The sequence below is a fragment of the Streptomyces venezuelae genome (assembly GCF_008642355.1).
In the GTDB taxonomy this organism is placed as follows: Bacteria; Actinomycetota; Actinomycetes; order Streptomycetales; family Streptomycetaceae; genus Streptomyces; species Streptomyces venezuelae_B.
In genome coordinates this window covers 4,917,128-4,940,470 of the sequence record NZ_CP029193.1, presented here as the reverse complement: position 1 = coordinate 4,940,470, position 23,343 = coordinate 4,917,128, and the positions used below count along the sequence as shown (strand labels likewise).

Annotated in this window: 15 protein-coding genes; 3 read left to right on the top strand and 12 right to left on the bottom strand. The window is 71.7% G+C overall.

Going from position 1 to position 23,343, the window contains the following annotated elements; all coding sequences use genetic code 11:
* Positions 1-196 precede the first annotated feature (196 nt).
* The 3 genes from DEJ47_RS23015 to DEJ47_RS23005 form a co-directional block, all read right to left on the bottom strand.
* Complete coding sequence (locus DEJ47_RS23015; protein WP_202456483.1) at positions 197-937, bottom strand: hypothetical protein; 741 nt, start codon at positions 935-937, stop codon at positions 197-199.
* 238 nt (positions 938-1,175) lie between these two features.
* On the bottom strand, positions 1,176-1,922 hold the full coding sequence (locus DEJ47_RS23010; protein ID WP_150171184.1) for a hypothetical protein: 747 nt from the start codon (positions 1,920-1,922) through the stop codon (positions 1,176-1,178).
* 153 nt (positions 1,923-2,075) lie between these two features.
* A complete protein-coding gene (locus DEJ47_RS23005) occupies positions 2,076-2,447 on the bottom strand; it encodes a hypothetical protein (RefSeq protein WP_202456482.1) in 372 nt (123 codons plus the stop codon).
* Between the two features lie 255 nt (positions 2,448-2,702).
* Between DEJ47_RS23005 and DEJ47_RS23000 the strand changes: the two genes are divergently transcribed.
* Positions 2,703-3,740 (top strand): hypothetical protein, encoded by a 1,038-nt coding sequence (locus DEJ47_RS23000; protein ID WP_150171180.1) that lies wholly within the window; start codon positions 2,703-2,705, stop codon positions 3,738-3,740.
* A 160-nt stretch (positions 3,741-3,900) separates the two neighbouring features.
* Here the strand turns inward: DEJ47_RS23000 and DEJ47_RS22995 are convergent, their stop codons facing one another.
* The 7 genes from DEJ47_RS22995 to DEJ47_RS22965 form a co-directional block, all read right to left on the bottom strand.
* Positions 3,901-5,721, bottom strand: coding sequence for a GMC family oxidoreductase (locus tag DEJ47_RS22995; RefSeq protein ID WP_150171178.1), 1,821 nt, complete (start codon positions 5,719-5,721; stop codon positions 3,901-3,903).
* 42 nt (positions 5,722-5,763) lie between these two features.
* Positions 5,764-7,380 carry a succinic semialdehyde dehydrogenase gene (locus DEJ47_RS22990; RefSeq protein WP_150171176.1) on the bottom strand — a complete coding sequence of 539 codons (1,617 nt, stop codon included), beginning with the start codon at positions 7,378-7,380 and terminating at the stop codon, positions 5,764-5,766.
* 144 nt (positions 7,381-7,524) lie between these two features.
* On the bottom strand, positions 7,525-9,240 hold the full coding sequence (locus tag DEJ47_RS22985; protein ID WP_150171174.1) for a serine/threonine-protein kinase: 1,716 nt from the start codon (positions 9,238-9,240) through the stop codon (positions 7,525-7,527).
* Positions 9,241-9,322: 82 nt separating this feature from the next.
* The gene (locus tag DEJ47_RS22980; protein WP_150171172.1) at positions 9,323-10,993 is read right to left on the bottom strand and encodes a serine/threonine-protein kinase; all 1,671 of its coding nucleotides are present in this window, start codon (positions 10,991-10,993) and stop codon (positions 9,323-9,325) included.
* Between the two features lie 114 nt (positions 10,994-11,107).
* Positions 11,108-12,811 (bottom strand): serine/threonine-protein kinase, encoded by a 1,704-nt coding sequence (locus DEJ47_RS22975; RefSeq protein WP_150175803.1) that lies wholly within the window; start codon positions 12,809-12,811, stop codon positions 11,108-11,110.
* Positions 12,812-12,955: 144 nt separating this feature from the next.
* Entirely contained in the window at positions 12,956-15,349 is a 2,394-nt protein-coding gene (locus DEJ47_RS22970) for a protein kinase (protein ID WP_150171170.1), read from the bottom strand.
* Positions 15,350-15,477: 128 nt separating this feature from the next.
* Entirely contained in the window at positions 15,478-17,544 is a 2,067-nt protein-coding gene (locus DEJ47_RS22965) for a serine/threonine-protein kinase (RefSeq protein ID WP_150171168.1), read from the bottom strand.
* A 149-nt stretch (positions 17,545-17,693) separates the two neighbouring features.
* Here DEJ47_RS22965 and DEJ47_RS22960 point away from each other — a divergent pair, with 149 nt between their 5' ends.
* The gene (locus DEJ47_RS22960) at positions 17,694-18,851 is read left to right on the top strand and encodes a serine hydrolase domain-containing protein (RefSeq protein ID WP_150171166.1); all 1,158 of its coding nucleotides are present in this window, start codon (positions 17,694-17,696) and stop codon (positions 18,849-18,851) included.
* Positions 18,852-18,890: 39 nt separating this feature from the next.
* On the opposite strand, the gene DEJ47_RS22955 is transcribed toward DEJ47_RS22960, so the two are convergent.
* Complete coding sequence (locus tag DEJ47_RS22955) at positions 18,891-20,600, bottom strand: glycerol-3-phosphate dehydrogenase/oxidase (protein ID WP_150171164.1); 1,710 nt, start codon at positions 20,598-20,600, stop codon at positions 18,891-18,893.
* A 227-nt stretch (positions 20,601-20,827) separates the two neighbouring features.
* Between DEJ47_RS22955 and DEJ47_RS22950 the strand changes: the two genes are divergently transcribed.
* Complete coding sequence (locus DEJ47_RS22950) at positions 20,828-22,081, top strand: nucleotide sugar dehydrogenase (RefSeq protein ID WP_150171162.1); 1,254 nt, start codon at positions 20,828-20,830, stop codon at positions 22,079-22,081.
* Positions 22,082-22,142: 61 nt separating this feature from the next.
* On the opposite strand, the gene DEJ47_RS22945 is transcribed toward DEJ47_RS22950, so the two are convergent.
* On the bottom strand, positions 22,143-23,267 hold the full coding sequence (locus DEJ47_RS22945; RefSeq protein ID WP_150171160.1) for a GuaB3 family IMP dehydrogenase-related protein: 1,125 nt from the start codon (positions 23,265-23,267) through the stop codon (positions 22,143-22,145).
* Positions 23,268-23,343 lie beyond the last annotated feature (76 nt).

Below are 23,343 nucleotides of genomic sequence, written 5' to 3'. Positions count from 1 at the left end.
GCGAGCGCCCCTCATGCGCCGGGTCGGCCACCGGCACCTCCACCAGAGCGGCGCACTCCCCCCGGCGCCGTCCCGAGGCATCGACGCGGCCCTGACGTCGGTGCGACAGCCAAGGGCCCCGCGGATCCGTCCCGCGGGGCCCTTCGCTCTGTCGGTGACCGATGCCGATCAACCGACGCCGATCAGCCCACGCCGATCAGGCGCCCTTGTCGCCGTTCTCCAGCTTCTTCACCTGCGCCTCGACGATCTCCGCCGGCACGCCGAACTTCTTCGGCTTGAGCAAATTGATCGAGTAGAACGCCGCGAGCGTCGCGCCACTGCGTACGACGGTGAAGCTCATCGGCGTCTTCTGGCCCTCGATGAGGCCGACCACCTTGTACGAGACCGCCTCGTCGCCCGCTTTCGGCGTGGGCAGCGCGGCGACGTCCCGGTACTTCGAGTCCGCGTGCTCGTACGCGGTGCACTTCTTCGTGGCGGCCCGCAGGCCGTCCATGACCTTCTCCGCGTCGGGCTGCTCGTGCGCGAGCAGGGCGAGCGAGATGACCGTGGCGTCCAGCTCGTCCGGGCCGGTCATGGTGCGGCCGACACGGGCCTTCGACGACGGCTGGGTCGCGAACATGAACATGTCGGCGAACGGCTGGCAGGCGGCCGGGTCGGCGGGCACGGTCTGCGAGGGCATGTCCGCTGCGGACATCTTCTCGACCTTGTAGCCCTTGAGGTCGCCCTTGGCGAGCACCGCCTTCTCCAGGTCGGTGGCGGACAGCGCGGTCGACTTCTCCGCGGCCGGCTTCTGCTTGGCCTGCTGCCCGGACGACTTCTTGTCGTCGGAGCCGCCGCTGTCGCCGCCACTGCCCTTGTCGCTGCCGCACGCTGCGGTCAGGCCCAGCGCGACCGTGACGGACGCGGCCACGACGGCCCGAGACACAGATGACTTCACGTTTCCTACCTTCACGTTTCACGGCGCGGGCGACGGCCCGCGCCGAGGCGACATGAAAGCGGCAACCACACGTCTCTGACCAGCGTTTTCGGTAACGATCAGGAACCGCCGAAAAGGTTGTACGGCCCGTTGGGTTTTGCCGACATCAAATTTTGCCGACGCCGGAACTTGCCGACGCCGGAACTTGCCGACGCCGGAACTTGCCGATGCCTGATCTTGCCGACGCCAGACACGGACGTCAGATCTTGTCGAGCTGCGCGGTGACGATCTCGGGCGCCACCTTCGGGTCCTGGTCCGCCGTGGGCGTGCCGATGCCGCCGATGCCCCCCGTGCCGTCCTTCTCGGCGTCCTTGTCGCGCTGGACGCCTTCGGGGTCGTACAGATTCGACGCGTCGAAGACGGCGAGCGTCGCACCGGTGCGCACGACCGTGACGCTCTCCCGCATCACGTACTCGCCCTTGCGGTGGGCGATCTTGTACGAGACGGACTCGTCGCCCTTGGCCGACTTGTCCTGCGTGGGCAGTGACCGTACGCCGATGTAGCGCTGCTCCCCGATCCGGAAGGCCGAGCACTTCGTGGACCGTGCTGCCGCCCGCAGGTCCGCCATCATCTGTTCGGCGTCCGACCCGGCGTAGGAGGACAGGCCGACGCGGGTCGTCGTGAAGTCCTTGTCGTCGGTGGCGGTCAGGACGCGGCGGACGTGGTCCTTGGACTTCCCCGCCGTGCGTACGTCGAGCATCGCCGCGAGTGAGCCGCACTCCGCGGGAGACGGCTTCGCCGCGGGCGGCGCGGCGGCGGAGGACCCGGACTCGTCCGGCGCCTCGACCTCGTAGCCCTTCACGTCGCCCGCGGCGAGGGCCGCCTTCTCCAGCTTCGAGGGGCCCGCACTCGCGCGCGGCTTCGCGTCCTTCCCGGCGTCGCCGCCACCCTCACCGCTGCAGGCCACACTCGCTCCGAGTGCGACCACGACCGATACAGCCGCCACGACGCGCGACACCGCTGACTTCACGTTCTGTTCCCCTGCCGATCCTGCCGATCCACCGTTTCCGGACGCAACCTACGACGGAGGAAGATCGAATCTGGTTCCCCGCACCTCACCGGCGACGCCCCACCGCCTCACCAGCGATGTCCTGCTGTCTCACCAGCCCCAGATCCAGAAGCGGAACGGGCTGAGCAGGACGATCGCGAGCGCCATGCCGCCGACGACGATCACCACGCTCCACACGCGACGGCTCCGCTCGGACCTCCCACCACGGGCACCCGTCCCACCCGTCGGCATCGACCGCCAGTCGTCCGGGCGCCACCGCGCGGACTCGGCCTCGCGCTTCGCGCGCCTGCGGCGGAACCGGCCCGCCTCATCGACCCGCCGTCGCGCGGCCTCCTCGTCCAGGCGCCGCAGCCGTTCCGCCACCATGCGTGCCCGCGCGGACGGTTCCTTCGGCGCCGACGAGCGGATCTCCCGCTCGCTGTCGTTCTCGAACCTCTCCCACACCTCGTCGGGTATGGCCACGCTGTCCCCTCCCCCTGTTCTCCGGATGCCCTGTCAGCTGCCCTGAGAGCGGGGGAAGTTCTAGCACGGGCCACCGACAACACGGCCTGGTGTGAGGCACACCACATAAGAATTATGTGAAAGCGAGGACAACCATTCACAGGGATCACATGTCATGCATGCAGTAACAAGAGGCAGTACCAGTCAGTACCCAGCACGTGTCAGTACCAGTCAGTACCCAGAGCCACCCCGCGTCTCCGACTTCCTGAGGTCTTCATGAAGCTTCGTCGTGCCATGGCTGCCGCGGCCGCTACGGCTGCCATAGCCCCGATCGCGCTGCTGTCGGCCCCGGCCGCTTCCGCGGCCGAGGGCACGTCCACTCCGCCCGCCCCGGCCGCGGGGGCCCCGACGGAGTCCGCCACGCCGACCCCGTCCGCGACGCCGCCCGCGCAGACGCCCGAGCCGGAGAAGACGCCCGGCACGCCGACCCCGCCTGCGGAGCCCCCGGCGCCCGGGAAGCACACGGCCGAGGTCGAGGTCCCGAAGACCGCGAAGACTCCCGAGGTCCCCGAGGTCCCGGACGAGGACGCCGAAGAGGCGCCTCCCGCCTGCGAGTCCGACGACGGCGACACGGACCCCGACTCCGTCCTGGAGATCGACCTCCTCGGACTGCCCAAGAAGATCGTCGCGGGCAGCGGCTGGCACCAATTCAAGCTGAGCGCGGCCAACCCCACCGACGAGCCGCTCGGCGAGGTCGAGTGGACCGCGTTCGTGAACAACCTCGGCGCGGACCCGGACAAGAAGGACGGGCTGCGGTACTTCACCGACGTGCAGTTCTTTGACCAGGACAAGGACGAGTGGACCACGGTCAAGAGCCCGCGCGGTGAGGGCCTGGCCTACGACACCGTCGAGCTGGACGCCGAGGACAAGGCCGTCGTCAAGCTGCGGGCCAAGGTCAGCGCCAAGGCTCCGGCCATCGACGGCTACACGGTCGGTCTCGGCAGCTATGTCGACCCCGAACTCGACTGCACGCACACGTCGTCCAAGTACCGGCCGCTGACCATCGTCAAGGCCGGCAGCGACGACGAGTCGACCAAGCCCACGCCGAAGCCGTCCCCGTCCAAGACCGCGCAGGCCGCGCCCGCGCCGCAGGGGAGCGCTTCGGAGACCCCGGCGCCGGTCGACGGCAGCCTCGCCGAGACCGGCTCCAGCTCGATGCTGCCGACCGTCGGTGTCATCGGCGGTATCGCCGTCGTCGCCGGTGCGGGCGTCGTGTTCGCCGTACGCCGCGGGAAGGCCGACGGCACCGTCTAGCCGACTCGGCCACATCGGCCCGGCGACACCGGCCACATCGGCCGCCTGATCACGCGGAAGGACCTGCGCTCGGAGGGGGGTGCAGGTCCTTACGTGTGTCCGGGGGTGTGCCCCAAGACCCGTGTCCGGGGGTGTGCCCCAAGACGCGTGTCCGGTTCGCCTACTTCTTGGCCGGCACCGTCGGCATCCCCAGGAACGGCAGCTTCAGCGCGCCGAACGCGTCCGCGGGGACCGCGGGGGTCTTCGGTTCGACGGCCGCGATCCGCACGTACCGCGTGCCCTGTGCCGGACGCGGGTCCTCCCCGCCCTTGTTGGGCCAGAACGACATGGCGCGCTCGGCCTGCGCGGTGATCGTCAGGGACGGGTTCACGCCCAGGTTCGCGGAGACCGCGGCGCCGTCGACGACCGAGATGCCGGGGTGGCCGTAGAGCCGGTGGTACGGGTCGATGACGCCGGTCGCGGCGGAGTCGCCGATCGGGCAGCCACCGAGGAAGTGCGCGGTCAGCGGCGTGCCCATGAGCTCGCCGACGTTCGACCCGGGGAAGCCGTTGATCTCCTCGGAGAGGAGCGTCGCCGCGCGGGTGGCCTCGGGGATCTGGTCGGGGTTGGGCGCGCCGTGGCCCTGCCGGGCGGTGAGCAGTCCCTTTCCGACGCCCTTCTCCTTGCGGTACGTGGTCAGGGAGTTGTCGAGCGACTGCATGACCAGGCCGATGATGGTCCGTTCCGACCAGTGCCGGTTGGAGAGCGAGCGGACCATCAGCCACGGGTGGCGTGCCACGTTGCCGAGCCAGCCGGCGACCCGCGCCTTGCCGCCTCGCACGCTGTACGGGACCTGAAGCACGGTGAGGCTGCCCATGGCGTTGGACTTCTTGCCGTAGCGGACGGGCTCGATGTGGGTGTTGCCGTTCGGGTGGATCGACGAGGTGATCGCGACGCCCTTGGTGAAGTCGGCCTTCTGGGTTCCGTGCTTCTGGCGGTAGCGGCGGTCGGTGGTCTGGGCGCCCACGAGGGCCTCGGAGTTGGTGCGGGTGAGGCTGCCGAGGCGGGCGGAGATGTGCGGCAGCAGGCCGGTGTCCTTCATGCGGTGCAGGAGTGTCTGCGTCCCGTACGTGCCGGCGGCCACGACGACCTTGCGGGCCGTGAACGTACGCCCTTTGCCCTTGCGCCTCTTGTCGGTCGGCAGGGTCGCGACGGCGAAGCCGCCCCGGGAGTCCTCGGTGACGGCGACGACCGACGTCATCGGGTGGACGACCGCGCCGGCCTTCTCCGCCAGGTACAGGTAGTTCTCGTTCAGGGTGTTCTTCGCGCCGTGGCGGCAGCCGGTCATGCACTCGCCGCACTCGGTGCAGGCCCTGCGGGACGGGCCCGCGCCGCCGAAGTAGGGGTCGGGAACTTCCGCGCCGGGCTTGCACGTTGTAGAGCCGTCCGCGTCCTTCTCGTCGCCGAAGAAGACGCCGACGGGTGCCATGTGGAAGCTGTCGCCGACCCCCAGTGCCTGGGCGGTGGCCTTCAGGTGGACGTCCGACGGTGTCATCGTCGGGTTGAGCCGCACCCCGAGCATGCGTTTGGCCTGCTCGTAGTAGGGGCGCAGCTCGTCCTGCCAGTCCGTGATGTCCTTCCACTGCGCGTCCTTGAAGAACGGCTCCGGGGGCACGTAGAGGGTGTTGGCGTAGTTCAGCGAGCCACCGCCGACACCCGCGCCGGCGAGGACCATCACGTTGCCGAGCAGGTGGATGCGCTGGATGCCGAACAGGCCGAGCGCCGGCGCCCACAAGTAGTTCTTCAGGTCCCAGGAGTTCTTGGGCAGCGTCGCGCGCGTGAAGCGGCGGCCCGCCTCCAGTACGCCGACGCGATAGCCCTTCTCCGTCAGACGCAGCGCGGACACGGCCCCGCCGAAGCCGCTGCCTATGACGACGACGTCGTAGTCGTAGTCGTGTTCCTGGGCGCTGCTCCGGTTTTGGGCAGAGCTCTCCTGTGACATTGACTCTCCTCGTTGAGAACTAGCGCATTTCCGACACAGGCCCTAACGGAGGCGAAGCGCCTTCATGACCTTCAGGCTGGTGCTCATGAACGCCGCGTACTTCTCGTCGTCCAGGCCGAAGGACGGCGCCAGCGGCATGACCCGCTGGGTCGCGACGGTCTGCGCCTCGGTGTACTTGAGGATTCCCTCGGAGCCGTGCCGTCGGCCGAGACCGGAGTCCTTCATGCCGCCCATCGGGGACTGCACGCTGCCGTAGGCGGGCGCGAAGCCCTCGTTGACGTTGACCGTGCCGGTGCGCAGCCGGGCGGCGACCTTGCGGCCGCGGCCGGTGTCCTTCGTCCAGACCGAGGAGTTCAGGCCGTACGGCGTGGCGTTGGCGAGCTCGATGGCCTCGTTCTCGTCCGTGAAGCGGTAGAGGGAGACGACCGGACCGAAGGTCTCCTCGGTGCAGACAGCCATCGGCGCCTCGACGCCGTCGAGGATCGTCGGCTCGTAGAAGTAGGGGCCGATGTCGGGGCGCGCGACGCCGCCCGCGACGAGCGTGGCGCCCTTGGCGACGGCCTCCTCGACGTGCCGGGTCACCGTCTCCAGCTGCCGTTCGCCGACGAGGGAGCCCATGTCGGCGCCGTACGCGAGGGACTTGCCGAGCCGCATCGCCTTCGTGCGCTCGGCGAAGCGCGCCACGAACTCGTCCGCGATCGCCTCGTGGACGTAGAGCCGCTCGATGGAGATGCAGAGCTGTCCCGCGGAGGAGAAGCAGGCACGCACCGCGCCCGACGCGGCCTTGTCGATGTCGGCGTCGTGCAGCACCAGCATGGCGTTCTTGCCGCCGAGTTCGAGTGAGACGCCGACCAGGCGGGCGGCGGCGCCCTGCGCGACCTCGCGGCCGGTGCGGGTGGAGCCGGTGAAGGAGACGTAGTCGGCGTGCTTGACGACCTCGGGGCCGACGACGGGACCCTCGCCGATGACGACCTGGAAGACCTCCGCGGGCAGGCCCGCCTCGATGATCAGGTCGCGGGCCCAGAGCGCGGTCAGGCAGGTCTCCGTGTCGGGCTTCATGACCAGCGCGTTGCCCGCGACGAGGGCCGGCAGCGCGTCGCCGACGGACAGTTCGAGCGGGTAGTTCCAGGGGGCTATCTGCCCGACGACGCCGCGCGGCTGGCGGTTCTCGGTGACCTTGGTGAGGACGGGGACGACGCCGGTGTGCCGCTTCGAGGCCAGGTAGGAGGGGGCCTTGCGGCCGTAGTGCCGGGCGGCGACCGCGACGGCCTGGACCTCCTCGTGCGCGTGCAGCCGGGACTTGCCGGTCTCCAGCTGGATGAGGTCGAGGACCTCGGCCTGGCGCTGCAGCACCAGGTCGTGGAAGCGCAGCAGGACGGCGGCGCGCTGCTTGACAGGCGTCCTCGCCCAGGCGATCTGGGCGGTGCGGGCCCGCTGGAAGGCGGTGGTGACGTCCTCGGGGGTGGACTCGGGCAGGTCGGCCAGCTTCTCGCCGGTGAGCGGCGAGTGGTTGGCCGTCCGTCCCGACCCGATGACGTCACGGGTGAGCTGCGCGATCAGCTCGGGCGTGACCACGTCGGCGGCGGTGCGGGCGCCGTCGGGGGCCGGGGCGGTCGGGTTCGTTCCGAGGGGCGCTGCGGTGGCCTGCGAGTCCGTCATGCACGTGAGAGTAGGCCTCCACCAGGCTTTTGGGTACCCATCGGTAACGGGGGTTCACGGCCTCCGCACATGACGCCAGTGATTGCTGGCGACAAAGCCGCTGATCAGGCCGTTACGACCGTTGCCGCTGCGCCGAGCGACGTCTCAGAGTTTGTCGAGCTCCAGGTCCGCGATGGCGGTCTCGGCGACCTCGCGGCCCCGCCCGGTGAAGTCGCCCTTGCCGGGATAGTCGATCCACAGCCGGTACATGTCCCCGGACTTGGTCCGGTAGTACAGGATCTTCGCCTCGTGCGGAAGCTCGGTCTGCGAGTCGGTGTACGTGACCGTGTTCTCGGCGGCGCTCCGGTCCCTGTACGTCGTCTCCTTGGTCTTCACGACGGGCGCGGGGTCGCTCGCCATGTCGCTGAACGACGTCTCGCCGCTCTCCTCGAACTTCTCCGCGTCCGCGTACGCCTGGGCCGCCGCGGTCCCCGCGACCTCCAGGGACGTGTCCTTCTCCTCCGCGAGGTCGAGCGTGACGAAGACGGCGCCGCTCGGGTCGGTGTACCGGACCCAGGACTTGTCCGTGTCGGTGGCCTGCGGCTTGCTCTCCACGTACCCCTTCGGGACGGCGACGGTGGCGGAGACCGCCTTCGCCTCGTGCTTCACCCAGCCCTCCGTGTCCGAGCCCCCGAAAGGACTCAGCGCCACGAGCACGCCCGCGGCCACCGCCGCGACGGTCACTCCGGCGACGACGGCGAGCGCCTTGCGGCTCAGGAAGATCCCCTTGCCGCGCCCCCGGTCGGCGCCGTCCACGACGGTGACGCGCTGCGTCGGCACCGCGGGCCGCGGAGGCTCGGCCGCCTCCTCCAGGAGGGCGCGGACCTGTGCGGCGTTCGGGCGGTGTGCGGGGTCCTTGGCCAGCAGGCGGTTGATCGCCTCGGCGAGCGGGCCCGACGCCGAGGCGGGCGCGGCGGGCGTCGCGTTCAGGACGGACTGGAGCGTCGCGGGGGTGTTGTTGCGGCGGAACGGGGAGACGCCCTCGGTCGCCGCGTACAGGACGACGCCGAGCGACCAGAGGTCGGACGCCGGTCCAGGGCGCTGGCCGAGCACGCGCTCCGGCGCGATGAACTCGGGCGACCCGACGAAACCGCCGGTGTCCGTCAGGTTGGTCTCGCCCTCGATCTGGGCGATGCCGAAGTCGGTGAGGACGACGCGGTCGTGCCGTCCGAGCATCACGTTGTCGGGCTTCACGTCGCGGTGCAGGATGCCCGCCTGGTGCGCGGCGTCGAGGGCGTTCAGGACGTCGAGGCCGATCCGCGCGGCCTCGCGGGCGCCGAGCGTGCCCTCCTGGAGTGCGGCGCCGAGGGAACGGCCCTGGACGAGCTCCATCACGATCCACGGCTGGCCGTCCTCGACCGCCACGTCATGGACGTTGACCACGGCCGGGTGGTCGAGGCGGGCGGCGGCGCGGGCCTCGCGGCGCATCCGCTCGAAGACGTTGGCGCGCTCGCGCTCCGGCAGGTGGTCGGGGACGCGCGGCTCCTTCACGGCGACCTCGCGGTCCACCGTCTCGTCCTTGGCACGCCACACGGTACCCATGCCGCCGTGGCCGAGCTTGCCGAGCAGCCGGTAGCGGTGTGCGATCAGGCGGCCGGTGCCGGGTTCCTGCGCGGACGGCTGCGACGGCGACGGTTGGGACACGGGCGGCTGGTTCGGCACGCCCTGGCTCGGCGGGACGTACGGCTGCGCGTACGGGTTGTCGGGATGAGCCGCACCGCCCTGGCCGGATTGCCCCGGTACGCCCCGCTGTTGTGGCGGCTGGAGGCCGAAGCTGGTTGGTTCGTACGGCCCGTAGGAGGCTCCCCCGTCGTTACTCATGCCCCCATGCCTATCGCGCGGGACACCCCGGTTTCCAGCCAGGCCCCGCATTGTGACCGGGGTGATGCACGTGGACGGGGCGTCACCGGCGTACGAACGTGTCCACCGCCGCGTCGAAGTACCTCCGCGCCTGCGCCGCCTCCCCCACCGGCGCCGACACCCACACGTCGAACCTCCGGCCGCCCTCCTCCCAGCACAGGTCGAACGAGCGACGGTCGCCCTTCCCGTCGCGGAGCCCGTCCCAGGTGAACTCGCGCAGCGCGGCCGGCCTGCCGTTGCGCGTGGTCTCGGAGACCCTGCCGTCGCGGTAACCGGGGTTGTCGCGCGGGCCGCTCGCATCGGCGCGGCGCTGCGCGGCGAGCGGGCCGCCCCGACCGGCAGCGGCTTCCTCGATGCCGATCCGGTACGTCCCGTCGGATGACTCGTAGAAGACGCGGGCCCCTTCCACCTGGCGCCGGAAGCCCTCCGGGACGGCGAGCGCGAAGCCCTTGGGGTCCTTCGCGATGCGGTAGCCCTGGGGCGCCTGCGGCGAGGACGGCCGCGCCGTGGGGCTCGTCACGGTGACCGTCGGCGTCGGCGAGCTCTGGGTCGCCGTGGCGGAGGCCGGGGGAGCCGGTGTGCCCCCGCCGTCGCCGTCCCTGGTCAGCAGCAGCGCGGCGGAGACCCCCGCACCCGCGAGGGCGGCCACCAGAGCCGCGGCGATCATGAAGGTCCTGCCGTGCTTCTCCGGCTTCACGAGCCCCGCGGCGGCCTGCGCGGCGAGCAGCTCACGCTCGGCCGGCGTCGGGGCACCCCGGCCCGACCGCCCCGGCAGCCCGTGCAGCCCCGGAAGCCCGGACCGCCCGGAGTGCCCCGGCAGCCCGGCCCCCGGTCTCTCCCGCACCACCGCCGGCATCCGCCCCGTCTCCACGTACACCCGCAGCAGCCCCTCCGCCTCCGCCGCGCCCATCCGCTGATCCGGATCGCGGTCGAGGAGCCCGAGCACCACGGGCAGCAGCGGATCGACGGCCGCGGATGGCCGGATCTCGTCGAAGACGACGGCGTGCAGGACCCCGCCGATGGAGTCGCGGCGGAACGGCGACTCACCGGCGAGCGCGGTGACAAGGAGTGCGCCCAGCGACCACAGGTCGGACTCGGGGCCCGTCCGCTCCCCCGCCATCCGCTCCGGCGCGGTGTACTCGGGCGAGCCCACGAACGACCCGACCTCCGTGAGCGTCGTCGCCCCCGAGAGCTGCGCGATGCCGAAGTCGGTGAGCACGACACGGTCGGTGCCCCGCTCCAGGAGTACATTGGCGGGCTTGAGGTCGCGGTGCAGGATGCCCGCATCGTGCGCGGTGCTCAGGGCGCCCAGCAGGTCGATGCCCATCCGCGCCACGGCGTGCGCGTCCAGCGGCCCGCCCCGCGCGATGCGCCCGGCCAGCGAACCGCCCTCGATCAACTCCATGACGATGTACGGCTGCTCGTCCTGCACCACGACGTCGTGGACCACGATCACGTGCGGATGCCGCAGCTGCGCCACGGCCCGCGCCTCGCGCAGGGTCCGCTCGCGCCGCTGCTCCGCCTCGGCGTCGGAGAGGGTCTCGTCGCGCGCGAGTTCCTTGACGGCCACCCGGCGGCCGAGCAGCAGATCGGTGGCGCGCCACACCACCCCCATGCCGCCCCGGCCGAGCGGCGCCTCCAGGCGGTAACGGCCCGCGATCACCCGGGCGTTGCCTCCACCTGCCGCTCCGGCGTGGTCTCCCAGGCTCCCCATGCGGCCATCATGCCCCACACGTGTGCGAACGGAATGGGTGTCGCCGCCGGGCGGCTGGTTCCGGCCGCCACCCCCGGGCGCCCCACCCGTACGACGGGGCGCTCGGGGCCCGTATCAGCCCTCCCGCCAGCCCCGGAGCATCGAGTCGAACTGCTGTCGGGACTTGTCCCAGCCCGCGGCGGGGGCCGAGAGATAGATGGCGTACTCGACGCCGTCTTTGCTCACGTAGGTCTGCTCGATGGCCCGGCGCGGCCCCTTCGTCCTGTTGTTCACTCCGGACGTCCAGCTGAATTCCCAGAGCGCTCCGTGCTGCCCCCGGAACGTGTTCGAGTCCAGGTGCAGCCGTTTGTAGTCCTTGTAGTTCAGCAGGCCCTTCTCCAGCTGCAGCTGGTGCGCGTACGGCGACTCGGCCTGCGGGGACTTGTCGACGCCGATCCGCAGGAAGCTCCGGCCGTCGTCCGGCGTGTAGTCCACCTGGGTGCCGTTCGCCCGGCGCTGCCAGCCCTCGGGCAGCATGAGGCTGAAGCCGTCGGGGTCGTACACGCGCTTCCAGTCGGCCGGGATGCCGCGCGGGGCCTTCCCGTCGTCCTGGCCCGTGCGCTGCTCCTGACCGCCCTCGTCGGCGGTGAGGCGCAGGAAGCCGAAGACACCGGCGCCGCCGAGCAGGGCGGCCGCGATCACGAGGGCGGCGACGGCGAGCACGCGGCGGTACCGCTTGGCCGGGGCGGGTGCCGACGCGTGGGCGTAGGTTTCGTGGCCTTCGCGGCCGCCGTGGGAGCCCTGGACCGCCGTGCTGGAGCCGTGGTGGTGCGGGGCGGTGGGGTCGTGCGGGCCAACGTGGTTGTACGGGGTGTCCTGGGCGTACGGCATGGCCTGGTTGTACGGGGTGGCTTGGTTGTACGGGGTGTCCTGGGCGTACGGCGTGGCCTGGTTGTACGGGGTGGGCGTCGTGTTCGCCCGGGTCGGCGCATGCGTCTGCGCCCGGCCCTGCGCCACGCTCGGCCGCCGCCCCTCCGCCGCCTCGGCGAGCAGCGCCTCGGCCTCCTCCGCGGTGGGCCGGGCGGCCGGGTCCTTGCGCAGGAGCGCCTCGATGATGGGGGCGAGGAGCCCCGCGTGCTGAGGCGGTTCGGGCTCTTCGGTCACCACGGCCTGCATCGTGCCGAGCGGCGACGTACGGCGGAACGGCGAGTTCCCCTCCACCGCCGTGTACAGCGTCGCCCCGAGCGCCCACAGGTCGGACGCGGGACCCGGGTTGGCTCCGCTGACGCGCTCGGGCGCCAGATAGTCGACGGAGCCGACGACTTCCCCGGTCCGCGTGATCGTGGAGTCCCCCTCGATCGCGGCGATCCCGAAGTCGGTGAGGAGGATGCGGCGGTCGTCGGCGAGAAGGACGTTGCCGGGTTTCACGTCGCGGTGCAGCACCCCGGCGGCGTGCGCGGCCCGCAGCGCCTTGAGGGTCCACAGGCCGATCCGGGCGGCCTCGACGGGTTCGACGCGGCCGTCGTCCTTGACCGCGTCCGCCAGCGAACGGCCCTCGACGAGCTCCATCACGATCCAGGGGCGGTCGTCGTACTGCAGGACGTCGTGGACGGTGACGACGGCGGGGTGGTTGATGCGGGCGGCGGCGCGCGCCTCCGTCTGGGTACGCGTGAAGAGGACCGCGCGGTCGGCTTCCTGCACGTACTGCGCGGCCGTCAGTTCCTTGACGGCGACGGCCCGGTGCAGCACCTCGTCCTGTGCGCGCCACACCCGTCCCATGCCACCGCGGCCGATGGACTCAGCGAGTCGGTAGCGGCCCGCGAGGACCAGGCCCTGCATCTGATTCACGTTTCCCCACAATGGTCTTGACTGGGCCAGGTTAAGGAGCGGGAGGCGTGCAGGGAACCGCAGGGGGGCCTAGGAGACCGCACTGTGACGCATGCGGTGCATGTCCCGATGGCCGGATACGTGGCCGGATACGCCTCAGTCGGTGACCCGGTAAGTGGCCGAAGCCTGCTCGTACAGCCGTGTCACTTCGTCCCGTTCGGCCTCCGGCCCCCGCACCTGGACCACGTGGTACCTGCCGCCAACGATCATCGCGAGATTGCGTACGAAGACCTCGCGGCCCGCGTCGTCCTGCCAGGTGAACTGACCCTCCGCCATGACCCGTCCACCGACGTCGATACGGCGCATGCCGCTGGACGTCGCCCAGGAGGAGTCGCGGAAAGGCTGCAGCTCACGCTCGTGCTCGCGCTGGTACTTCATGGGATCGTCGCCGTAGCTGTCCGTGGTGTCACGGCCCGGCACCAGCAGCAGTTCGAAGCCGCCGTGTGTGTAACGGACCTGGCCCCTGCCGTTCTTGGGCTGCCGGTCCCAGCCGCCCGCGACAGCCACGTGGAAGCCTTCGGGATCCTTGCGGACGACGAAACCCTGCGGCACTTCGGGGCCGGACGTCTGCGGCTTCTGCGAGCCGGGGCTCCTGCCCGACCCGTCCTTCTCCTTGCCCTCGTTCTTGTCCTCGCTCTTGTCCTTTTCCCCGTCCTTCCCGTCCTTGCTGTCGCCCGGTCGGGGGGCCGAGCTGACCTCACCCGCTGTCCCGGCGCGGTCACTTGAGCGGTCGTCGGACTTGGGCATGAAGACCATGGCGTACGCGATCGCCGCGGCGAGTCCGAGCAGGATCGCGATCAGGAGCAGACGGCCCAGCGAACGGGGGCGCGCGGGTCCGCGCGGGTGCGCCTCACGGGGTGCGCGCGGGCCGCTGTGGCCCTGGAGGGGCGAGACGTCGGGCACGTCGTGTCCGGGCCTGCTGCCCTGCGCCCTGCCGCCGCGTCCCCGGCCGCGCTTGTGCCGCCCGTGCCCCTCGGTGTTCCTCGCGGGGCTCTTCCGCCTGCGCACGACTTCGCCCCGGCGGCGCACCACGGGCAGCCTGCCCGCGTCGTACGGCGGGACCGGTACCACGTGCGCCCCCGCCTCCGGTTCGGGCGCGGACCGCACCAGGGAGCGCAGCCAGCCGCTGAGCTCCTCGAAGTCGGGCCGTTCAGTGGGGTCCTGACGGAGCAGGGACTCGACGACGGGGCGCAGTGGGCCGCACTCCTCGGCGAAGGCGGGCGGCTCGGCGCAGACGAGCTGGACGAGTTCGGCGGTGCTGTCCTCCGGGTACGGCGCGTGTCCCTGTACGGCGCGGTAGAGCAGCGCTCCCAGGGCCCACAGGTCGGTGGCGGGGGCGATGGGCGCGGCGAGCTGCCAGTTCTCGTGCACGGGCCCGGCCTGCTCGGGCGCCCAGCGCTCGGTGACGGCTCCGACGACCACCATGCGGGCGAGCCGGGCGCGTTCGGCGGCGAGGGCGGTGGCGGGGCCGCGCAGGGGGGTGCCTTCGCCGTCTCCGTCGTCCCACCCGCCGCGCGCGTTCCCGTACGGCACCTCGCTGTCGCGGCGGTCCTCGCTCCGACGGGGAGCCTCGTTCGCGTCCCGGCCGCGTGCCCCCGGAACCCCGCCCCGCGGCACCGCCCCGTGCCACGGCTTCTTGTCCGCGACTCCGTAGGGGTCCGATATCCGTCCCGCGGGCTCGGACTCGGGTTCCGGCGCGGGTTCGAGCGCCACATCGCCGTCCTCGTCCTCGTCCGCGGCGCCATACCCCCTCCCGAGCCCCGTCGCGTGCCCCGTCTCGTACTCCGCGACATTGCCGACCGACCCCGCCGAGCCCGTCGCCTCCCCCGCCTCCACCGGCCGCGGGTCGTACCCGCAGAGGGCCTCCTCGGCGGCGCCCGCCGCGAGCCCCGTCAGCATCACCCGGCCGTCGTCGCAGATCAGGACGGTCCGGGCGGTGATGTTCCGGTGCACCCAGCCGTACGCGTGCAGCACCCGCAGGGCGGCCAGGACGTCCGCCGCGACCTCCGCCGCGCGGTACGGACTCAGCGGCCGGTCCGCGAGAAGCGCCGCCAGCGGCCGCGCCGCGACCAACTCGCTGACTATCCAGAGCGAGCCGTCCTCCGCGAACACGTCGAAGACCTGGTCGAGCCGGGGGTGGTCGGGTATCTGCGCGGCGGTCTGCGCCGCCTCGATGGCGCGCCGCACCGCCGGGTCCGTGGGCCTGCGCGTGGTCCTGGTCCCGGGCCTCCTTGCCCCGGATCGCCGCCCTCCGGGGCCGCCCGCGCCCGCCCGCGGCAGGAACCCGTCGGGCAGGCCGTCCAGATCGTCCAGGCCGTCCTCGCCGACCACCTCCGCCTCGACGATCTCGGGCAGCGGCACCTGACGGACGAGGACTTCCTGACCGCTGTACGTGTCGAAAGCGCGCGACTCGGCGAATTCGTACACGTCGGAGGGCGGGAGCGGCAGGCGGTAGCGGTCGGCCAGCACCCGTCCCGCGTAGTCGTCCACGATGCCTTCCCCGTCCGCCCGGTGGTCAAATCCGTTCGTCTTGCGGCGCGTTGCGGCTGCTTACGGTCCGCAAGCACTCACGATACGTGCCGTCGGTGAACCGTATTGAGGGGATTCGAGATCCCGGCTCAGGACTTCGGCTCGAACGTCTTCGTCAGGGTCCGCCACGTGGCGCGACGCTTCTCGCTGCCCCAGTCGTCCGCCTTGGCCGTGTACATCATTCCGTAGCCGAGTCCGCCGTTGACGACGAAGCCGCGGTCTATCGACCGGTACTTGGTCCCGCCGTCCACGTAGGTGAACTCCCAGTCGGCCGTGTTCCAGCCGCGGAAGCCGACCTTCTCTATACGGATCCGGTCGTACTGCGGCCGGACCATGAACTTCTCCTGGTTCTTCCAGTCGGCCACCGGGTTGTCCTTGGGCGTCGTCGTCCAGCCGACAAGCAGCTTCTGCCCGTCGGGGCCGCCGAACCGCGCGCCCGCCCGACCCGTGGACTGGTACTTCCAGCCCTTCGGGAGCCCGATCTTGAAGCCCTGGGAGTGCTTGTACGTCGACTCGGCGCCGTCCTCCGGCTTCTTGGCGTCGTCGTCCTTGCCCGGGTCGTCGCTCTTGCCGTCGTCCGGACCGGAACTCTCGTCCTTGCCCGGATCCTTGCCGTCGTCGCCCGTACCGGTGCCGGTGCCCTGGCCTGAGTCCTTGCCGGAGTCCTTGTCGTCGTCCTTGCCCGGGTTCCCGCCGGTCGCTCCGGCGGACGCAGCCTTGTCGCCGCCCTTGTTGTCCTTGCTGTCCGCGTTGTCGTCGCCGAGGGCGAGGGCGAGCACCGTGCCGAGCACGGCGAGCACGACCACCATGGTCACTATGACCAGCGTCCGGCGCGGCACCACGTCGGTGAGCGACGCCTTGGCGGGCACCCGCGGCGGCCCGCCCGCGGACCCGTTGGGCGTGGAGCCGTAGGCCGCGGTCCCGCTGGTCGCGGTCCCGTTCGTGGCTCCGGCCGCGCCCCCAGCGCCGCCCGTGCCGCGCGCGGTGGCGGAGGCGGCCGCCTTGCGCACGGACTGCAGGGCGCCCTTCAGCCGCTCGGCCGTCTCCCCGGCCTTGCGCCCCTCGGGACGCGCTTTCCCGTACGTCGTCGCGGTCCCGGCACTGCCGGTGGGGGCGGAGGACCCGACCGACCCGTGAGCGGCACCGGCCGCACCCGTCGCACCGGCAGCGGCACCCGCACCCTTCGGCGCCTTCGTCAGCCTGCTCGGCTTCGGCACCCTCGACGCCTTCGGCGCGTTGGGCGGGGCCGGAGGCAGCGGCACGACCTTGGTCGCCTCGACCGGTTCGGGGACCGGCTTCGTCTCGGGGGCGTGGATGACGTCCATGAGGAGCGCCCGCGCTCCGGCGTCGTCGAGCCGCTGCTCCGGATCCTTGGCGAGCAGGCCGTAGATGACCTTCTCCAACGGCCCGGCGTTGACGGGCTGTTCGACGTCCTCGGTCATCACCGCGGTGAGGGTCGCGATGGCCGACCCCTTGTCGTACGGGGGCACGCCCTCCACGGCCGCGTACAGCAGCCCGCCCAGCGACCACAGGTCGGCGGCGGGGCCCGGCTTGTGACCCCGGGCGCGCTCCGGCGAGATGTACGAGGGTGCGCCCACGAGCATGCCGGTCGACGTGATCGACGGGTCGCCCTCGACCTGCGCGATGCCGAAGTCCGTGAGGACGACCCGGCCGTCCTCGGCGATCAGCACGTTGGACGGCTTCACGTCGCGGTGCAGGATGCCCTCGCGGTGCGCGGAGCGCAGCACGTCGAGCACGGCGAGCCCGACCTCGGCCGCGCGCCGCGGCGTGAGCGTGCCGTCCTCGCGGATCGCCTCGGCGAGCGACTTGCCCTCGACGAGTTCCATCACGATCCACGGCCGGTCGTCCTCGTCGACCACGTCGTAGACCGTCACGGCACTGGTGTTGCGGATCCGCGCGATCGCCTTGGCCTCACGCAACGTACGCGTGATGAGCCGTCGCTTCTCCTCCTCGTCGATGCTCGAGGGGAACCGCAGCTCCTTCACCGCGACCGTACGCCCAAGGGTTTCGTCCTTGGCGCGCCAGACGGTGCCCATGCCTCCGCGGCCGAGCACCTCTCCCAGCCGGTACCGGCCGGCGAGGAGACGTTCGCTCTTGTCCCGACGGGCGTCACCCGTCTGCTCCGCGTCCGACATGCGTCCCCTCTGCTGCTACCGCTGCTACCCGAGCAACCCGCCCTGACAGAGCCTTCATTGTCCCTTACTCGGGGACCGGTCGGTGCCCAGGGTCCGCCGGCCCCCCATCCCGTGCCCCATGATGGACCGCGCACGAGGAGGGACCCGCCTTGCCGACACCACGCTCGATACCGGCCATCCTGCTGGCGGCGGCGCTCATCGGCCTGACGGCGGGCCGCCCGCAACCCGCGGCACCGGCCACGGACGCCACTCTTCCGCTGCTCACCACCCGGGGCAAGGCCCCGGCCGCGGCACTCCTGAGTCGTACTCAGCCCGAACCGCCCCCGGGTGCACGCACCCTACGCCACCAGCCATCTCCCGTCTCCGTGCGACGCCCCGCACGGCCGGACTCCGAACGGCAGGACCCCGCCGCCGCGCCGAGCCCGCGCCCCTATCTCCACTTCGCCCGCACCGGCCCCTCCCTCTCCCGCGCCGACCACTTCAGGGTGGGCAGCATCACCAAGACATTCATCGCGACGGTCGTCCTCCAACTCGCCGCGGAGCACCGTCTGTCCCTGTCCGACCCGGTCGCACACCATCTGCCCGGACTCGTCCGCGGACCGGGCGTCGACGGCCGCACGATCACCCTGCGTGCCCTGCTCACCCACACCAGCGGTCTCCACGACTTCGCTGCCGTCACCAAAGGCACCGTCCCCCTCACTCCCGTCCTGGCCGTCCGCACCGCCCTCGCCCACCGCCCGTCCCCCAAGGGCCGCTGGGCATACTCCAACACCAACTACGTCGTCCTGGGCATGGTCATCGAACGGGTCACCGGCAACTCGTACGCCACCGAAGCCGAACGCCGCATCCTTCACCCCCTCCGTCTCACCGGCACCTCGTTCCCCGGCGCCCGCACCTCCCTCCCCTCCCCGCACGGCCGCGCCTTCACGGGCGACGGGCGGGACGTCACCGCGCTCGACCCGCGCGTGGCCGGCGCCGCGGGCGAGCTGATCTCCACCCTCGCCGACCTGAACCGCTTCTACGCCGCCCTGCTCTCCGGCCGGCTCCTGCCCGCACCCCTGCTGCGGGAGATGCTCAACACCCGTCCCGCACAAGGCCACTACGGCATGGGCCTCTCTCCGCGGACGCTTCCCTGCGGCACGACCGTCTGGGGCCACAACGGTCGCATCGCGGGCAGTTACGTCCGCTCGGCCGCCACCCGCGACGGCCGACACGTCGTCACCTTCCGGGTCAACACGGACAAGCCGACCGTCCCGGCTCTGGAATCGGCCGTCCTCACGGCCGAGTTCTGCCCCCGCTCCCCATAAGGCCCGAACGCCCGCCCTGCGGGCCCGCCCCGGGTCCTTCTAGTTGAGGGGCACGATGTCGGGCGCGCCGAGCCGTGCCGCGTCCGCCGTCAGGTCGTCCGGCTGCCGCTGCGACTCCCGCTCGGCCTCCACCCGCTTCTCGTAGTGCTGAACCTCCCGCTCGATCTGGTCCTTGTCCCAGCCGAGGACCGGCGCCATCAGCTCGGCGCACTCCCGGGCGCTGCGCGTGCCCCGGTCGAACGTCTCGATGGAGATGCGGGTCCGCCGGGTCAGCACGTCGTCCAGGTGACGGGCGCCCTCGTGCGACGCCGCGTAGACCACCTCGGCCCGCAGGTAGTCGTCGGCCGCCTGCAAGGGGGCGCCGAGGGCCGGGTCCGCGGCGATGAGTTCGAGTACCTCTTCGGCCATGGAGCCGTACCGGTTCAACAGGTGCTCCACCCGCACCACATGAAGGCCCGTCCGGGCGGCGATCCTCGCGCGGGCGTTCCACAGCGCCTTGTACCCCTCGGCGCCGACCAGCGGGATGTCCTCCGTGACGCAGTCGGCGACGCGCTGGTCCAGGGCGTGCACCGCCTCGTCCACGGCGTCCTTGGCCATCACGCGGTACGTCGTGTACTTGCCGCCCGCGACGACGACCAGACCGGGCGCCGGATGCGCGACCGTGTGCTCACGGGAGAGCTTGCTCGTGGCGTCCGACTCGCCGGCGAGCAGCGGCCGCAGCCCCGCGTACACCCCTTGCACGTCGTCCCTGGAGAGCGGCCTGGCGAGCACCGAGTTCACGTGCTCCAGGAGGTAGTCGATGTCGGCGCTGGAGGCCGCCGGGTGGGCCTTGTCGAGGTCCCAGTCCGTGTCGGTGGTGCCGACGATCCAGTGGCGGCCCCACGGAATGACGAAGAGGACGCTCTTCTCGGTGCGCAGGATCAGTCCGGTCGTCGCGTTGATGCGGTCCTTCGGCACGACCAGGTGGATGCCCTTGGACGCCCTGACGTGGAACTGGCCGCGCTCGCCGACCATCGCCTGGGTGTCGTCCGTCCATACGCCGGTCGCGTTCACGACCTGCTTGGCCCGGATCTCGTACTCGCCGCCGCCCTCGACGTCCTGCACCCGGGCGCCGACGACACGCTCGCCCTCGCGCAGGAAGCCGGTGACCTTGGCGCGGTTGGCGACCTTCGCGCCGTACGCCGAAGCGGTGCGGACCAGCGTCGCTACGTAGCGGGCGTCGTCCATCTGGGCGTCGTAGTACTGCATGGCACCGACCAGTGCGTCCTTCTTCAGGCACGGAGCGACGCGCAACGCGTGGCGGCGGGTCAGATGGCGGTGCATGGGCAGCCCGCGGCCGTGTCCGCGGGACATCGACATCGCGTCGTAGAGCGCGACGCCCGATCCCGCGTACAGCCTCTCCCAGCCCTTGTGCTGCAAGGGGTAGAGGAACGGGACCGGTTTCACGAGGTGCGGGGCGAGGCGCTCCAGGAGCAGACCGCGTTCCTTCAGCGCCTCCCGCACGAGGGCGAAGTCGAGCATCTCCAGATAGCGGAGGCCGCCGTGGATCAGCTTGCTCGACCGGCTCGACGTGCCGGACGCCCAGTCGCGGGCCTCGACCAGGCCGGTGGACAGGCCGCGTGTCACCGCGTCGAGTGCCGTGCCCGCGCCGACCACTCCCGCGCCCACGACCAGGATGTCCAGCTCCCGTTCGGCCATTCCCGCCAGTGACTCGGCGCGCTCCGCCGGCCCCAGTGTCGCTGTCCTCACCGCTGCCTCCCGCTGTGATCGGGTGTGGTCGGACTCACATCATGCCCAGATTTCTCCGTCGCCCGCTGAACACGGCCCCAGCCTGTGGACAACACTCCGGAGCCCCGCGCGGTGCAATACCGCAAATCGGTCATATTTACTCCTAGTCTGACATTGCGCTGGTCCGCCTTGTCCACAGGGCTTGCGCACTCGTCCCACTCCGGCTATTGGGAGGACGGCCCACCGCCATGCCCGCAGATCTCGCCGTCATCGGTCTCGGCCACCTCGGCCTGCCCCTCGCCCAGGCCGCCGTCGCACGCGGCATCGACACCATCGGCTACGACCCGGCCCGCGCCGCGGACCTGGCCGGCGGCCGGTTGCCCTGCGACGGCGCCGAGTCCACCCTCACCGCCGCCGACGTCCGCCGGATGCTCTCGGGGGGCTTCCGGCCGACCGTCGACCCGGCCGCGCTCGGCCGGGTCCGCACCGCTGTCATCTGCGCCCCCACTCCACCGGCGGCCGACCGCTCGCTCGACCTCGGCCAGGTGGCCGAAGCGGCCCGGGCGCTGGCCGCCCGTCTGCGCCCGCACACCACCGTGATCCTCGAGTCCCCCGCGTACCCGGGGACCACCGAGGAATTCCTCCGTCCGATTCTGGAATCCGGCTCGGGCCTGCGGGCCGGGCGGGACTTCCACCTCGCGTACTCGCCCGGCCGCCTCGACCCCGGCAACCGCTCGCACGGCTACGCGGGCACCCCCAAGGTCATCGGCGGCCTCACCCCGGCGTGCACCGAGTCCGCCGCCACCTTCTACGGCCGCCTCACCGACAAGGTCGTCCGCGCCCGCGGCCCCCGCGAGGCGGAGACCGTGCACCTCCTGGAGACCAACTACCGGCACGTGAACATGGCTCTGGTCAACGAGATGGCGGTGCTCTGCCACGACCTCGGCATCGACCTGTGGGACGTCATCCGCTGCGCCGAGACCAAACCCTTCGGCTTCCAGGCGTTCCGCCCCGGGCCCGGCGTCGGCGGCCACGGCGTCCCCCTGGACGTCCCGAACCCCTCCCGCGGCGCCCGCCCCCTGCGCATGGTCGAGCTGGCCCAGCAGGTCAACGACCGCATGCCCCAGTACGTGATCCAGCGCTCGGCGACCCTGCTCAACGAACACGGCAAGTCCGTCCGCGGTGCCCGCGTCCTGCTCCTCGGCGTCACCTACAAGCCGGACCTCGCCGACCAGCAGGGCGCCCCCGCCCAGGAGGTGGCGACCCGCCTCATGGAGCTCGGTGCCGCCGTCAGCTACCACGACCCGTACGTGCCCAACTGGAGCGTCCTCGGCCGCCCCGTCCCGCGCGCGGACTCCCTCTACGAAGCCGCGGCCGACGCCGACCTCACCATCCTGCTCCAGCACCACCGCACGTACGACCTCCAGGGCCTCGCCGTGAAGGCGCAACTCCTCCTGGACACCCGGGGCGCGACCCCGGCGGGCGCCGCACACCGCCTGTGACGACGAAAAGGGCCCCGGTACGAAGTACCGGGGCCCTTCCGCGCAGGGTGCGAGCGACGCGTCAGCGCTTGTGCTGCGAGTCCGCGACCGTCACCTCGACGCGCTGGAACTCCTTGAGCTCGCTGTAGCCCGTGGTCGCCATGGCGCGGCGCAGCGCTCCGAAGAAGTTCATCGAGCCGTCCGGGATGTGCGACGGACCGGTGAGGATCTCCTCCGTGGTGCCGACCGTGCCGAGGTCGACCTTCTTGCCGCGCGGCACGTCCTCGTGGACGGCCTCCATGCCCCAGTGGTGGCCCTTGCCGGGCGCGTCAGTGGCGCGGGCCAGCGGGGAGCCCACCATCACGGAGTCGGCGCCGCACGCGATGGCCTTGGGCAGGTCGCCCGACCAGCCCACGCCGCCGTCGGCGATGACGTGGACGTAGCGACCGCCGGACTCGTCCATGTAGTCACGGCGGGCCGCCGCGACGTCGGCGACCGCCGTGGCCATCGGCACCTGGATGCCGAGGACGTTGCGCGTGGTGTGCGCGGCACCGCCGCCGAAGCCGACCAGGACACCCGCGGCGCCGGTGCGCATCAGGTGCAGCGCGGCCGTGTACGTGGCGCAGCCGCCGACGATGACGGGGACGTCCAGCTCGTAGATGAACTGCTTCAGGTTCAGCGGCTCGGCGGCGCCGGAGACGTGCTCGGCGGAGACGGTGGTGCCGCGGATCACGAAGATGTCGACGCCGGCGTCGACGACGGCCTTGGAGAACTCGGCGGTGCGCTGCGGGGAGAGCGCGGCGGCGGTGACCACACCGGCGTCGCGCACCTCCTTGATGCGCTGCCCGATGAGGTCGGCCTTGATCGGGGCCGCGTAGATCTCCTGGAGGCGCCGGGTCGCGGTCTCCGCGTCCAGCTCGGCGATCTCGTCGAGGAGGGGCTGCGGGTCCTCGTATCGCGTCCAGAGGCCTTCGAGGTTCAGGACGCCGAGGCCGCCCAGCTCACCGATGCGGATGGCGGTCTGCGGGGAGACCACGGAGTCCATCGGGGCGGCCAGGAAGGGCAGCTCGAAGCGGTAGGCGTCGATCTGCCACGCGATCGAGACCTCCTTCGGGTCGCGGGTGCGCCGGCTCGGTACGACGGCGATGTCGTCGAAGGCGTACGCGCGGCGGCCGCGCTTGCCGCGCCCGATCTCGATCTCAGTCACGTTGTGGGGCCTTTCCCTCTTGGTCTGCCTGTCCAGTATCCCCGACGCACACGGAAGGGGCGGTCCCGGCTGATTC